Consider the following 13626-nt stretch of genomic DNA (forward strand, 5'->3'; position numbering starts at 1 on the left):
CGGGTGGACGTGACTCCGAGGAGGGTTCGATGAGAGGACATGGACGGGACGATCGCACGCCGGGCCTGGCCCTGGTCGGCGCCGCTGCCGTGACCTCGGCGGACGAGGCTGGCAGAGAGCCACTGGAGACCGCGCTGATCTTCGACTTCTCCAACACGGACACGCTGGACGTGAAGAGCCTGTCGTGGCTTCTCACCGCCCAGCGCATGGCCACGGAGAACGACCAGACCGTATGGCTCGCAGGCCTCCCGACGCGGGTGTGGGCGCTCTTCCGCGCGATGGGCCTGGATGAGTACTTCCGGGTGTTCCCGAACGAGGTGCAGGACGCCGACTGACGCGTCCTGCGGGCGGTGTGTGGAGCGGGGTCCCGGCCGGGAAGCCGGGACCCCGTTCGCATATCCGGACGCCGGAGGGTCCGGTGCGCCTCAGCGAGGACGCACGATGCGCGCGCGGCTGGCTGCGTTCCAGCGAGGCGCCTCGTCCCGGTCGGCGATCTCCAGACCCAGCCAGAACAACAGGCGCGTGATGCGCGCGGCCTTCTCGCCGTCGATGCGCTCGACCTCGTCCGACGGACGGTGGTAGTCCTCGTGCACGCCGTTGAAGAAGAACAGCACCGGCACGCCTGCGCGCGCGAAGTTGAAGTGGTCCGAGCGCGTGTAGAAGCTCTCCTCGGGCCAGAGGTCGTCGATCGCCGTCATGCCCAGCTCCGGGTGGGCGGCACCCACCGCATCCAGGGTCCGCCCCAGGTCGGAGTGCTCCCGTCCGATCGCGACGATCGTGTCCGTCCAGTTCCGCCCGACCATGTCGACGTTGAGGCCCGCCACCATCGTCTCCACCGGGACCGGCGGATCCGCCACGAACGCGGCGCTCCCGAGCAGCCCGCGCTCCTCGCCCGACACCAGGAGGAACACCAGGGAACGTCGAGGCGCCGGGTCGAGGGTCGCGAAGGCCTCGGCCAGCTCGAGCACGGCGGCGGTGCCGGAAGCGTCGTCATCGGCACCGTTCCAGATGCTGTCGCCGCTCGCATCGGGCGCGCCGACGCCCACGTGATCCATGTGGGCGCTGAACAGCACGACCTCGTCCCGTAGCGTCGGATCGCTGCCGGGGAGCAGCGCCGCCACGTTGGGCGCCGTAGGGAGCGTGGCGTCTCCGGCGGGCCCCAGCGGGTAGCGCTGGATGTAGGAGGTGTCGAAGGCGGGCTCCAGGCCGAAGCGCCGCATCTCGGCGGCGATCCACACCGCCACCTGCTCCAGCTCGGGGCTGGGCGTGGCGCGACCCCTCATGGAGTCGGCGGCGAGGAGACCGATGCGCGCGAGCACGTCCGCCTCCGTGATCCCGGCGACGGCTGCGGCCGCGTCGGCAGGATCGACGCGGGCAGCGCCATCGCGGCACGCGCCGGAAGCCGCTCCACCCAGCAGGACGAGCGTGACCGCGAGCCGGTGGCGCGACTCGCTCACTGCAACATCCGCAGGAGGAACTGGAGCGATTCACGCGGCATCGGTGCGCGCGCCACGAGCCACCCGCTCCCACGCCGCATCACGACCTGGCTCCAGCCCGGCTCCAACGCGGGGTTGGGCAGGTCTCGCATGCGGATCCGCCCGGGCCGCGACTCGCCGAGCCCCGCGTCCGTCGCGCTGAGGATCCCGAAGTAGCGCAGCTCCAGCGTGTCGCCCTGATGCAGGCGCTGCAGGATCCGCACACCCGGCTGGCCGGGAACGCCCGCGTCCGGCTCGATGACCAGGACATCGAGGCCGGGGACCGCGAGCGGCTCGGTGGCCTGCGCGTCCGACTGCGGGGCGGTCGAGGGAACGGGTGCGTCCGCCTCGGCCTCCATCTTGGCCCGGTCGGCGCTGGCCGCCTGCGGGTCCGCCCTCATCGCCGTGACGGTCTCCGGCACAGGCGGGGCAGCCCCCGCGACCGCGCGGCGCTGCGCGCCAGCCACGCGGTCCTCCTCGGGCGGGGCCGGCTCGGCCTGCGCCCGCATCCGCGCCGACGGCGCAGCGGCCCCTGCGTCCGGGGCCGCGTCGCGCAACCGATCCGTCAACTCGGCCACGGCCTCCTCGGCTTCGGCCCTCCGGGCCTCCTCCGACACGTCCGCCGCGGCATCGGCGACCGGTGCGCTGGCCGTCATGCCTTCGAACCTCTCCGGGACCACGCCATCGCCCGGACCGACCACGCCGCGCGACGCCCACCCCACCCCCAGCGCCAGCACGAGCGTCGCCGCCCACGCGAGGCCCCACGGGGGCGTCCAGGGCCGCGCGGAGCGCGGCGCGTCCGCGCCCGGCGCGGGAGCGCCTTCCTGGGCGCGCCGCCGCAGCTCCTCGAAGGAGGGGACGGCGACGCGCGCCGGAGCGGCGCCGGCGAGCAGCGCGTCCGCCCGCTCATGGAGCACACGCTCCTCGTCGAGCCGGCGCCGACATCCGGCGCACTGCTCGAGGTGTTCGCGGATCCGTTCGGAGGCTCCGCGTTCGAGCTGCTCCAGCGCGCCGTCCAGGTAGGCGTGCAGCTCGCCGTCAGAGAGGTGCGGCATCGCTGTCCTCCCGTTGCTCCCAGGCTTCGACCAGGCGCTTGCGCGCCCGAGACAGGGTCGTACCCACCGCACCCGCGGCCAGACCGGTCTGCTCGGCGATCTCGCCGTAGCTCAGCCCCGCGTCCCACAGCAGCAGGATCTCGCGGTCCCGCTCGCTCAACGCGTCGAGCGCGCCGCGCACGTCGCGCGTGCGCTCCTCGGCCTCGAGGACCCGGTCCGGTCCTTCCTGCTGTGGGCGTTCGGCGTCCATCTCTCCCTTGAGCAGGGTCAGGTGCTTCTTGCGTCGGATCACGGTGCGGATCTCGTCGCGCGCCAGGTTGGCCGCCACGGTGAAGAGCCAGGCGCGCGGGCGCTCCGGGGTCTCCCGGAGCGCGCGCACGAAGACCTCCTGCGCGAGCTCGTTCGCCCGCTCCTCGTCCCAGACCTTCCGGTACAGGTACCGGACGAGGTCGGGGAAGACGGAACGATAGAGGTCGGCCCAATCCACGTCGGCATGCACTCCCGCGTTCGGTTGCCGCTCTCCCTACACCGCGCCGCGCGGGGGGAGCCGGTCCCACGGGCCCGACCGCGCAGCTTTCCTCCTCCATCGGGAGCGGGCCTCCGGGACCGACAGGCGGCCCCGGGGAGCGGCTTCCAGAGAGGAGGACGATCGAGCACCGCAACCCTGCACACGTCCGGGGCACGCCCCGCCGCACCCGGGCGTCGCGCGTGCGCGCTGTTGCTCAGCGACCCGCCGCGACGGCCGCCCGGCGCTCCTTCCGGAATACGAGCGCGAGGCCCGACCAGTCCTCGTCCACGGCGCACACCTTCACGTCCACCAGGTCGAGCGGGAAGGCCTGCTCGCGCACGCCATCCTCGGTCAGGTCACGGAACAGGGGTGAGCGCTTCTTGGGCCAGCAGACCCAGAGCCGCCCGTCGACGTCCAGGCGCTCCGTGACGGTCGCGATCCCCCGCCCGAGCGCGGCCTGATCGGGGACGAACCAGAGGATGCGCTCGTAGCGGGCGCCCCGCGGCGAGAACCGCAGGAGCCGGGGGAGCGGCCCGCCCCCCTCCAGGAGCGTCTCCAGGTGCGCGGGCGCGTTGCGCACGCCCACGCGCTGTCCGGCCTCCAGGCCCAGCTTCCGGGCCAACGGGGTGCCCGAGTATCCGGCCGGCACGTCAGGCGCCCGGTCCGCGAGCGGGCGCGGGCCGGCGCGCTCGGGGGGACCCGCACGTCATCCGAGCACCACGACCTGCCGGCTGAGCACCATGGGCGCGCGGCCCACCAACGTGATCTCCACGTGCAGCGTGTACTCGCCGGGATCGAGCTCGGGCAGCGACAGCCCCACCGTGCGGAACACGGTCCCGAGCTCGTCCGGGCCCGCGTCCTCGAAGGAGACGACGAGGGGGACCTCGGGCTCCAGGATGCGCAGGAACTGCCCGGCGCGACGGAGCAGGCTCGGGCGCCCCTGCGTCACACCGACGGTGACCTGGGCCCGATCACCCGGGCGGAGGTTGTAGACCTCCCAGGCGAGGGTCATCCGGTCACCGGCACGCACGCGTACGCCCGGCAGGGCCCGCGCCGCGGCTTCCTCCACCGACGTGGGCAAGCCGCCCGCCGCGTCCAGCACCAGCAGATCGGAGGCGGCGGCCAGGTCGGGTCGGATCGAGATCTGGCTGAGGCCCTGCCGGGCCCTCCACGCGTACGACAGGCCGGGACTGCGCACCTCCAGGCCCAGCAGGTACGCGCCGTTGGGGACCTGCGCGGTCAGCGCGCCGGTCGCCGACGAGCTGCGAAGCTCCAACTCCGGCGTGCCGTCGGGTCGGAGCACCAGGAAGGCGGTCTCCACGTCCGTCAGGCCCGCGCGCGCCAGGCCGGCGGCGGACTCGGGCGCAGGCGCATCGGAGTCCGATCCGGCGGACCCGCGGAAGGGATCGCTGCGATCGAACGGGCTCCCGCCGCCGCTCGCCCGAGGATCCCGACGGGACGGGACGGCGCGACGCTCGGGCTCCGACGGCTGCAGGTCCTCCCCGGGTTGCCAGGCCGCGACCACGAGCAGGGAGTCGCCCCTGCGGAAGCGGGCCACCTGCGAGTACAGGGGATCGACATCGGGCGCATAGCTCGGCGCATAGCCCGTGCGCGGCTCGCGCTGCTCGATGGTCCAGGCGTCCGCCGGGATGGCGGTCGGGTCGGCGAGGTAGGCGCCGGGCGCGACGTACTGCGCGGTCTTGGGGTGGTGACGTCCGATGATGTAGCGGTCGTCGCCGGCCAACCCCTGCTGTCCGGGCACCACGCCGCGCCCGCGCTCCCACCCCACCTCCGGCCCGTAGCGCGTGGTGAGCTGCTCCAGGTCGTCCTCCCACTCGAGGCCGAAGGCGTTGGCCGCATCGCGCCGGAGGAGCACCACCATCTTGCGCGCGAAGTGCTCGGTGTGCCGATCGTTCCCCGGCTCCATCCACAGCGGGTCGGCGAGAAGCCAGAACGTGCGCTCCACCTCCGCGCGCCGCGCGTCGTCGGACGCATCGTCCAAGGCGCGCTGGGCGTCGTCGTCCAGCAGGTAGCGCAGCGAGCCGAACCAGGCTGCGGTGTCGGGCGGCATACGCTCCAGCGCCCGGGCGAACGTGGACTCCGCCGCCTCCGTCTTCCCCTGCCGCTGCTCGGCGAGGCCGCGCACGCCCAGGCAGAACCAGCGCTCCGCGATGGGGCACTCGTCGGACAGCGCGAAGACGCGGGCCCAACCGCCGCGCTCGCCCTCGTAGAAGGCGAGCTGGCCGAGCAACCAGGCGTCGGGGGCGGCCCGCCAGGCCGCCAGGAGGGAGCGGAGCAGCCGGTCGCGGGCGAGCGTCAGCTCGGGCGGCTCGTCATCCAGGGGGGATTCGTCGCTTCCGTGCCGGAGGCAGAGCCGCCCGACCATCTCGTCACAGACGCCGCCTCCACCCCGCACCTCGGGCGGGATCCGGCTCTCCCGGAAGGACTCGAACTCGATCTGCGCCTGGCGGGCGGCGGCCACCAGGGAGTCCGCCCGTGCGGCCTCCTGGGCCGTCGCCGGCAAGGCGCATCCGGCCCAGACGAGCATCGCCCCGCCCAGCCCCCGTCGGAGGGCCTCTCCACCGCCGCTCAGCATGCCCGTCCTTCTCCATCCCGGGGGGCCGGCCGCGCCCCACGTGCGCGTCACCGCTGCGGGAGATACACAGTCCGACTGGACCCGGGTCCCGTCGGGGGGGCACACGAAAGCGCCCCGGCCGCTTCCGCGGCCGGGGCGCTTCGACGTCCGTACGGACCGGGTGTGCCTACTGACGCACGCCGGCCGAGCCGTCCTCGGAGACCGTGAAGGTCACCCACATGCCGATCTGGGCATGGCCGGGGATGTAGCAGATCATCTGGTACCGACCGGCCTGATCCGCCGTGAAGGTGATCGTCTCGGACTCACCGGGCATGGTGGCGTCGGTCAGCGAGCCCGGGTTGCTGGACACGGCACCGGCGAACACCGGGTTCGGGGTGATGGCGCCCATGAAGCTGTCACGCCACTCCTCGATCCCGAGGCTGTGCGCCATGTTCGGGTCGCTGTTGCTGAAGTTGATGGTCACCGTCGAGCCGACGGGCACGACGATCTCGCCCTGGCCGCCCACGAAACCGTTGAAGTTCCAGTAGTTCTGCGCGTTCGTGGACCCGGCGGTGATGCCGAGCGTGACGTTCGAGCCGTTCTGGCTGTACCAGTCGGGCATGGTCAACGCACCCGTGGGCGCGGCGGCGGTGGTCTCCCCACCGGCGGCCGGCATATCGTGCTCCATCGGCGCGGCCTGCTCACCACCGGCCGCCGCCGTTTCGCCGGACTCGGAGCCGCCGCAGGCGGTGCCGGCGAGGACGAAGGCGAAAGCAGACAGAAGAGCGAGACGCTTCATGATTGTCTTCCCTGTGCTGGATTTGCGGCGTCTGGATCCCGGATCCCGGCGGGCGGGCCGCTGACCCCCGGGCGGAGTTGCGGGAGAACCCTCTCCGCGCACCCATAGAGCGGAATAATAGCGTAGACCCCCCAGGCCCGGTACCGGGGAGGTCCCGCGCGCCGCCTCGAGCGGCCGGGTGCCGCCTGGCGGAAAGACCTGCGAGACGGGCCGGTTCCGCCCCGTCGCGACGGCTGGATGGGGCGGAGGCCGGGGGCGGCCCCCTCCCCTGCCGCGCTCAGCGCGCCTTCACTGGCTCCAGGGCGGCACGACCCCGTTGGAGCGCGCGTAGGCGATGGCCTGGCCGAGGTGCTCGTGCATGTGCGTGGTGGTCATGACCCACAGCGCGCCCACGGTCGAGCTGCGGCCGAACATGTCCGCCGGCGCATCGGCGTCCCTGGCGCGATCCATCGCGCCCAGCAGGTGCTGGAAGGATGCACGCAGGTCCGCCACGATCTCCGCCTTGTCGGCCGAGCGGTTCTCGTAGGGAACCACCGTCCCGGCGTAGTCCATGGTGATGCCGGTCGCCGCCGGTGCCGGCGTACCGGCCGGGATGGCCAGGACGTAGTTGTCGGCCGCCACGTGCATGAAGACCTCGGCGACGGAGCGCACGCCCTCGCCAGGCCGCCAGTCGTACCGATCCTCCGGGATGGCCTCGGCCAACGCCACCATCTTGTCCTGCACCTGGTTCACGGCCGAGGCGAGCTCGGACATGGCGTCGAACGCCGCCACCGAGGTCTCGGCGGCAGGCTCGGCGGCGGCCTGTTCGGGGGATCCGCCGCACCCGCTCGACAACATCGGGAGAAAGACGAAGGCGGCGCCCACCGCGCGGCGAGACGGTCTGACGGACATGGAGGCTCCTGGATCGAGGGAAGTCCCATCGTCCCAGAGGTACGCCGGAAGGCCTCGGGCTTTGCATCAGGGTCCATCGGGCGCCGCCCAGGCCGGCTCGGCGCTGACGCCCACCGGCGAGCCGAGCGGGCGCGGGAGCTGCCGCTCACGCCACAGCGAGTAGACCGCGGGGATGACGACGAGCGTCAGCAGCGTGCTGCTGAGCATGCCGCCCACCATCGGCGCCGCGATGCGCTTCATCACGCTCGCACCGGTGCCGTGCCCCCAGAGGATGGGCAGCAGTCCCAGGATCACCGTCAGGACGGTCATCAGCTTGGGCCGCACCCGGTCGACCGCGCCCTCGATGACCGCGTCATGCAGGGCCGCGGGCGTGACCCGCCCGGCGAGGCGCCGAGCATCCCAGGCATGATCGAGGTAGACGAGCATCACCACGCCGGTCTCCGCGGCCACGCCCGCGAGGGCGATGAAGCCGATCACGGTGGCCACCGACCAGTTGTAGCCCAGCAGCGCCATGAACAGCACGCCACCGACCAACGCGAAGGGCAGGCTGCCCATCACGATCAGGCTCTCGCCCACGCTGCGGAAGCTCAGGTACAGCAGCAGGAAGATGATCAGGAGGGTGGCCGGCACCACCAGCAACAGCGTCTCGCGCGCCCGCTCCATATACTCGAACTGCCCGCTCCACTGGAGCGAATAGCCCTCTGGCAGCGTCACCATGGCGGATACCATGTCCTGCGCCTCGCGCACGTAGCCCCCGATGTCGCGGCCCTCGACGTCGACGTAGACCCACGAGGTGGGAAAGGCGTTCTCGGTCTTGATGGCCATGGGGCCGCTCACCTGGCGGATCGTGGCCACCGCGCCCAGCGGTACCTGCGCCGTGCTCGCGGGGACACGCTCGGACATCCCCGGCATGGTGCGCCCCAGATCGGACGGGCGTCCCTGGGCCACCGGGAGCAGGACCTCCGCCAGCTTCTCGGGCTGGTCACGCAGTTCGTGTGGGTAGCGCAGGCGCACGCCGTAGCGTTCGCGTCCCTCCACCGTGCGCGTGATGGTCATCCCCCCGATCGCGCTCCCGATGACGCCCTGGATGCTCTCCACGGTGAGGCCATAGCGGGCCGCCGCTTCGCGATCGATCTCGATGTCGAGGTAGTAGCCACTGACGGCCCGCTCCGCGAAGACGCTGCGCGTTCCCGGCACCATGCCCACCGCATTCTCGATCTCCCGTCCCAGACGCTCCAGCTCGCCGAGATCCGGTCCGAAGATCTTCACGCCCACGGGTGTGCGGATCCCCGTGGCCAGCATGTCGATACGGCCGCGGATCGGCATCGTCCAGGAGTTGCTCATCCCGGGGAAGGCCATGAGGGAATCCATCTCGGCGACGAGGCCTTCCATGGTCATGCCGGCTCGCCACTCCTCCTCGGGCCGCAGGACGATCGTGGTCTCGAACATGTCCAGCCCGGCGGGATCGGTGGCCGTGCCGGCCCGGCCGGCCTTGCCGAACACGCTGGCGACCTCGGGCACCGTGGCCAGGAGGCTGTCCTGTCGTTGCAGCAGCTCGCGCGCCTTGCTCACGCCGATGCCGGGCAGCGTGGTGGGCATGTAGAGGAGCGTGCCCTCGTTCAACGGCGGCATGAACTCGCTGCCGATGCGCTGCAGCGGGATCAACGTCAGGATGAGGGAGGCGAGGGCCGCGCCGATGATCGGCAGACGCCAGCGCAGCACGGCGCGGATCACGGGCCGATAGAGCGCCATGAGCACGCGCGCGAGCGGGTTCGAGGCCTCGGTCCGGATCCGGCCCCGCACGAAGAGCCCCATCGTGACCGGCACCAGCGTGACGGAGAGCAGCGCGGCCGCGCCCATGGTCAGGGTCTTGGTCCACGCGAGCGGGGTGAACAGCCGCCCCTCCTGCGCTTCGAGCGTGAAGACCGGCAGGAAGCTGACCGTGATGATGAGGAGCGAGAAGAACAACGCCGGTCCGACCTCCTTGGAGGCCTGCACCACGATCGCCCATCGCTCCGCCGCGGACAGCGCCGACGTGTCGAGGTGCCCGGGCCGCGAGCCCGGACGCCCGGCCAGCGCGCGCTCCAGGTGCTTGTGCATGTTCTCGACCATGACGATGGCCGCGTCGATCATGGCACCGATGGCGATGGCGATGCCGCCCAGGCTCATGATGTCCGCGCCGATCCCCAGGACGCGCATGACGATGAACGCCATGAGCACTCCGACGGGAATGGTCAAGATGGCGACCAGCGCCGACCGCGCGTGCAGCAGGAACAGCATCGTGACGAGCGCCACGACGATGGACTCCTCCACCAGCTTGGAGCGAAGGTTGGCCACAGCCGCTTCGATGAGCGTACTGCGGTCGTAGACGGGCCGCAGCACGACCCCCTCCGGCAGCCCGGAGGCGATGTCGGCCAGCCGGGCCTTCACCCGGTCGATGGTGGCGAGCGCGTTCTCCCCGAAGCGCATCACCACGATCCCGCCCACGACCTCGCCGCGACCATCCAGGTCGGCGATCCCGCGCCGTACCTCGGGGGCGAGCTGCACACGGGCGACGTCCGCCACCCGGATGGGCGTGCCCGATCCGGTCGCGCCCACCACCACGTCCTCGATGTCGCCGGCGCCCCGCAGATAGCCGAGACCGCGCACCATGGTCTCGCGCTCGCTCAACTCCATCATCATGGCGCCGGCGTCCCGGTTCGACGCCTGGATCGCGGCCATGACCCGCGTCACCGGAACCCCGTAGGCCCGCAGCTTCTCCGGCTCCACGGTCACCTCGTAGGCCTTCTCGAACCCGCCCACGCTCGCGACCTCGCTCACACCTTCCACGGCGGTGAGCTGGTAGCGGAGGTACCAGTCCTGCAGCGAGCGCAGGTCGGCGAGGGAACGCGTGCCGGATTGGTCCTCCAGCACGTACTGGAAGACCCAGCCCAGCCCGGTGGCGTCCGGACCCAGCGTGGCCTGGGCCGACTCGGGCAGGCGGTCGCGCACGGTGGAGAGGACTTCGAGCACCCGGCTGCGGGCCCAGTACAGGTCCGTCCCGTCCTCGAAGATCACGTACACGAACGACACGCCGAAGAACGAGTATCCGCGCACTGTGCTCGCGCCCGGCACGCGCAACAGCTCCGAGGCCAGCGGATACGTGACCTGGTCCTCGACGATCTGCGGCGCCTGGCCCTCGAACTCGGTCTGGACGATCACCTGCACGTCCGACAGGTCGGGCAACGCCTCGAGCGGCGTGCGCCGGACGGCCACGAGTCCGGCCCCCACCGTGAAGACCGTGAGGGCGAGCACCAGGAAGCGGTTCGCCACCGACCATTCGATCAGCCGGTTCAGCATCTCACTCCCCCGGACCGTCGTGGCGGTGGACGCCCGTATCCGGCGCCGCCGGCACGACGTGCTGCGAATGATCCGTCCCCGGCGGTGCGGCGGTGTCGCCGGTGTCGGGCGGGGCCGGCATGACGTGCTGCGCGTGGTCCATGCCTTCAGGAGCCGCCGGGGGCTCGGAGGCACCGCCGCCCATGTCCATCCCAGGCATCCCGCCCATGGCGCTGCCCATGTTGGACTCGGCGTCGATGAGGAAGTTGGCGGAGGCGACGACGGTCTCGCCCTCCGACAACCCGGCGAGCACTTCGATCTGACGATCGACGGCGATCCCCGTCGTCACCTCGCGCGGCTCGAGCACGCCGCCCTCGCCCTGGACGAAGACGAGCGCACGCTCCCCGGTGAAGTGCACCGCGTCGCGCGGCACCAGCAACGCGGCGCGCGCCGGGGCTGCCTCCAGCGTGAGGGACGCGTACATCCCGGGCTTCAGGCGCAGATCGGGGTTGTCCAGCTCGATCCGCACCCGTCCCGTGCGCGACGTCACCGACACGGTCGGGTGGACGTATGCCACCCGGCCATGGAAGGAATCCCCGGCATAGGCCTCGACGGTCACCTCGGCATGCTGTCCCTCGTGCACGAGCGAGAGATCCTTCTCGTAGACGTCGCCTTCCACCCAGACCTGCCGCAGGTCGCCGATGCGGAACATGGCCATCCCGGGCAGCACGCGCGCACCCTCGACCACCGGCTTCTCGAACACGATGCCCGACGCGGGCGCGCGCAGCGTCACCGTGCGTGACGGTGTGCCGGCCTGCTCGATGCGCTCGATCTCGGCGTCCGAGACGTCCCAGAAGCCGAGGCGGCGGCGCGCGGCATCCAGCAGGGTGCGCGCGTTCTCGTACGCCCTGCCCTGATCCGGCGACAGGCCGTCGAGCAGCTTGCGCGCCAGGATCAACTCCTCCTGTGCGGCCACGAGCTCCGGGCTGTACAAATCGACGAGCGGTTCCCCCTGACGCACGGGCGCGCCCGTGAAGTCGACATGCAGGCGCTCCACCCAGCCCTCGACCTTCGGGGTGACATCCACCAGTCGGGTTTCGTCCCACATGACCGTGCCGACGGTGCGCACCGACCGGTCGAGGGGTTCACGAACCACCGTGGCGAACGCGACTCCGATGCGGCGGGCCGCTTCCGGATCGAGCCGGACCGGACGCGCCTCGTCTCCGCCTGCAGCCATCATGGCGGCGTGATCGTGGCCTTCCATCGTGCCCACGGCCTCCGGAGCGTCGGCGCCGCCGCGCAGCACGAGCCAGGTGATCGCGGAGGCCACGATCACCAGCGCCGAGGCGAGTGCGATCTGCGAGCGGCTGTTCATCGTTCCTCCCGGGCGAGCGTCTCGCCCAAGGGCATCGGCCGGCCGACCGTCGCCTCCAGGCGGGTCAGCGCGCGGCCATAGTCTGCGATCAGGGCGGGGATGTTGCGCTCGTGCTCGTTCTGGCCGAGGCGCGCTTCCAGGACGGTCATGAAGTCGACCGCGCCCGCGCGGTAGGAGGCGAGGGCGCTCGCGGCGTTGGCCTCCGCCAACGGCACCACCTCGGAGCGATAGAGCGTCAGGAGCGCGCGAGCGCGTTCCAGGTCGGCCAGGCCCTCGATGATGGCGGCAGCGACGTCCACACGGGTCCGCTGCAACACCGCCTCCGCTTCGGCGGCGAGGGCGCGCGCCTCGTCCCGACCCTTCAACTGACGGCTGCGCGCGAAGACCGGAATCGTGAATCCGACCATGGCGCCCACCATGTGCTCGCCGCCGGACGACGTGGGGCGCCGCCCGTACTGCACGCCGATGGTGGCGTCCGGCCACAGCGCGCTCCGGGCCTGCTCCACCCCGGTCCGGGCCCGCGCCACGGCGGTGCGTGCCTCGTCCAGGGCGGGCCGGACCTCCTCCGCCCAGCCGCTCAAGACCTCCGCGGTGGGCGTCGAGGCCGGCAGCGCCGGAAGCTCGACGGCGGGGATCTCCGACTGCGCGCTCTGGCCCATACGCGCGTTGAGCCGCGCCACGGCCGCGCTGCGAAGCGACTCCAGCCGACGGATCTCCATGTCCAGACGGGCCACCTCCACGCCGGCGCGCAGCACGTCGGCCTGTGGACCCTCCCCGCTCGCGTACCGCGCCTGCGCCACCTCGCGGAGATCGGCGACCAGGCGCGCGTTGCGCGCCACCACCTCGAGCTCGCCATCGATCCGGTAGACCGTGAAGAACTCGGCGGCCACCGCCGCGCGGATCTCCCAGGCGCGCTCCTCCACCCGGGCGTCCGCCATCCGCCGGGTCTGATCGGCCATGCGCTCGGCCCGACCGAGCGTGCCCGGCACGGGCAGCATCTGCATGGCCTGGACGGAGGGCGCCATCGACGCGGGCATCGAGGCACTCAGCTCCGGCAGCGCGAGGTTCATCACGCCCACCTGCACGACCGGGTCGGGCGGCCGACCGGCGCCCGGCACCCGCGCAGCCGTGGCCTCCGCGAGGGCACGTACCGCCGCGAGCTCGGGGTTGGAGCGCTCGGCGGCCCGCAGCGCCTCCGCGAGCGTCAGGATCGGGGCCGTCTGCGCCTCACTCCGCGCGGGAAGCGCCAGGAGCGGGAGCGTGACGGCCAACGTCGTCAGCACCTTCATGGAATGTCTCCGTCGTGCACGTGCCCTCCCGCGCGCGGCGCGCACGGGCGGATCAGATCAGGACGCGGAGCGCCCCGGGATCCGGAATTCGCTGGACGTGGGGCCGGACGCGGGTGGCGTCCGGACGTGCACTCAGGCTCGAGGCGGGCGGAACAGGGGGTGGGGGTCCAACGCGGGCAGGGCGGGAGCCGGCTCGGGAGCCCGAGCCTCCGCGTGGGCGAGCTGCATCGGCAGGCGCATCTCGGGTGCCGGGAGGACCGGAGGCAGCGTACACCCGCTGCCGGGAGCCCCGGCGCCGAAGGGACAGGCGGCCCTTTCGCCATGATCCGACTCGTGGTCGG

11 protein-coding genes are annotated in these 13626 nt (G+C 72.2%); 1 reads left to right on the top strand and 10 read right to left on the bottom strand.

Translation table 11 applies throughout. The features are described 5' to 3' along the window. Positions 1-29: 29 nt before the first annotated feature. Positions 30-335, top strand: a complete 306-nt coding sequence (locus tag R3E98_16640) for an STAS domain-containing protein (protein ID MEZ4425025.1) — start codon at positions 30-32, stop codon at positions 333-335. Positions 336-425: 90 nt separating this feature from the next. On the opposite strand, the gene R3E98_16645 is transcribed toward R3E98_16640, so the two are convergent. The 10 genes from R3E98_16645 to R3E98_16690 form a co-directional block, all read right to left on the bottom strand. Then, positions 426-1457, bottom strand: a complete 1032-nt coding sequence (locus R3E98_16645; protein ID MEZ4425026.1) for a M20/M25/M40 family metallo-hydrolase — start codon at positions 1455-1457, stop codon at positions 426-428. Then, on the bottom strand, positions 1454-2530 hold the full coding sequence (locus R3E98_16650; GenBank protein MEZ4425027.1) for a zf-HC2 domain-containing protein: 1077 nt from the start codon (positions 2528-2530) through the stop codon (positions 1454-1456). The genes R3E98_16645 and R3E98_16650 overlap by 4 nt, the downstream gene beginning before the upstream one ends. Further along, a complete protein-coding gene (locus R3E98_16655) occupies positions 2514-3029 on the bottom strand; it encodes a sigma-70 family RNA polymerase sigma factor (GenBank protein MEZ4425028.1) in 516 nt (171 codons plus the stop codon). Before R3E98_16655 ends, R3E98_16650 begins: the two co-directional genes overlap by 17 nt. Positions 3030-3252: 223 nt before the next feature. Continuing rightward, positions 3253-3660, bottom strand: a complete 408-nt coding sequence (locus R3E98_16660; GenBank protein MEZ4425029.1) for a DUF3052 domain-containing protein — start codon at positions 3658-3660, stop codon at positions 3253-3255. 84 nt (positions 3661-3744) lie between these two features. Beyond that, on the bottom strand, positions 3745-5634 hold the full coding sequence (locus R3E98_16665; GenBank protein MEZ4425030.1) for a hypothetical protein: 1890 nt from the start codon (positions 5632-5634) through the stop codon (positions 3745-3747). Between the two features lie 166 nt (positions 5635-5800). Further along, a complete protein-coding gene (locus R3E98_16670) occupies positions 5801-6412 on the bottom strand; it encodes a sulfocyanin-like copper-binding protein (protein ID MEZ4425031.1) in 612 nt (203 codons plus the stop codon). A gap of 288 nt (positions 6413-6700) precedes the next feature. Further along, complete coding sequence (locus R3E98_16675; GenBank protein MEZ4425032.1) at positions 6701-7303, bottom strand: DinB family protein; 603 nt, start codon at positions 7301-7303, stop codon at positions 6701-6703. A gap of 66 nt (positions 7304-7369) precedes the next feature. Next, positions 7370-10642, bottom strand: a complete 3273-nt coding sequence (locus R3E98_16680) for a CusA/CzcA family heavy metal efflux RND transporter (protein MEZ4425033.1) — start codon at positions 10640-10642, stop codon at positions 7370-7372. A 1-nt stretch (position 10643) separates the two neighbouring features. Then, positions 10644-11996 carry an efflux RND transporter periplasmic adaptor subunit gene (locus tag R3E98_16685; protein MEZ4425034.1) on the bottom strand — a complete coding sequence of 451 codons (1353 nt, stop codon included), beginning with the start codon at positions 11994-11996 and terminating at the stop codon, positions 10644-10646. After that, the gene (locus R3E98_16690) at positions 11993-13285 is read right to left on the bottom strand and encodes a TolC family protein (GenBank protein MEZ4425035.1); all 1293 of its coding nucleotides are present in this window, start codon (positions 13283-13285) and stop codon (positions 11993-11995) included. The genes R3E98_16685 and R3E98_16690 overlap by 4 nt, the downstream gene beginning before the upstream one ends. Positions 13286-13626: the final 341 nt, after the last annotated feature.

The organism is Gemmatimonadota bacterium (genome assembly GCA_041390125.1).
Lineage (GTDB): Bacteria > Gemmatimonadota > Gemmatimonadetes > Longimicrobiales > Gaopeijiaceae > JAGQIF01.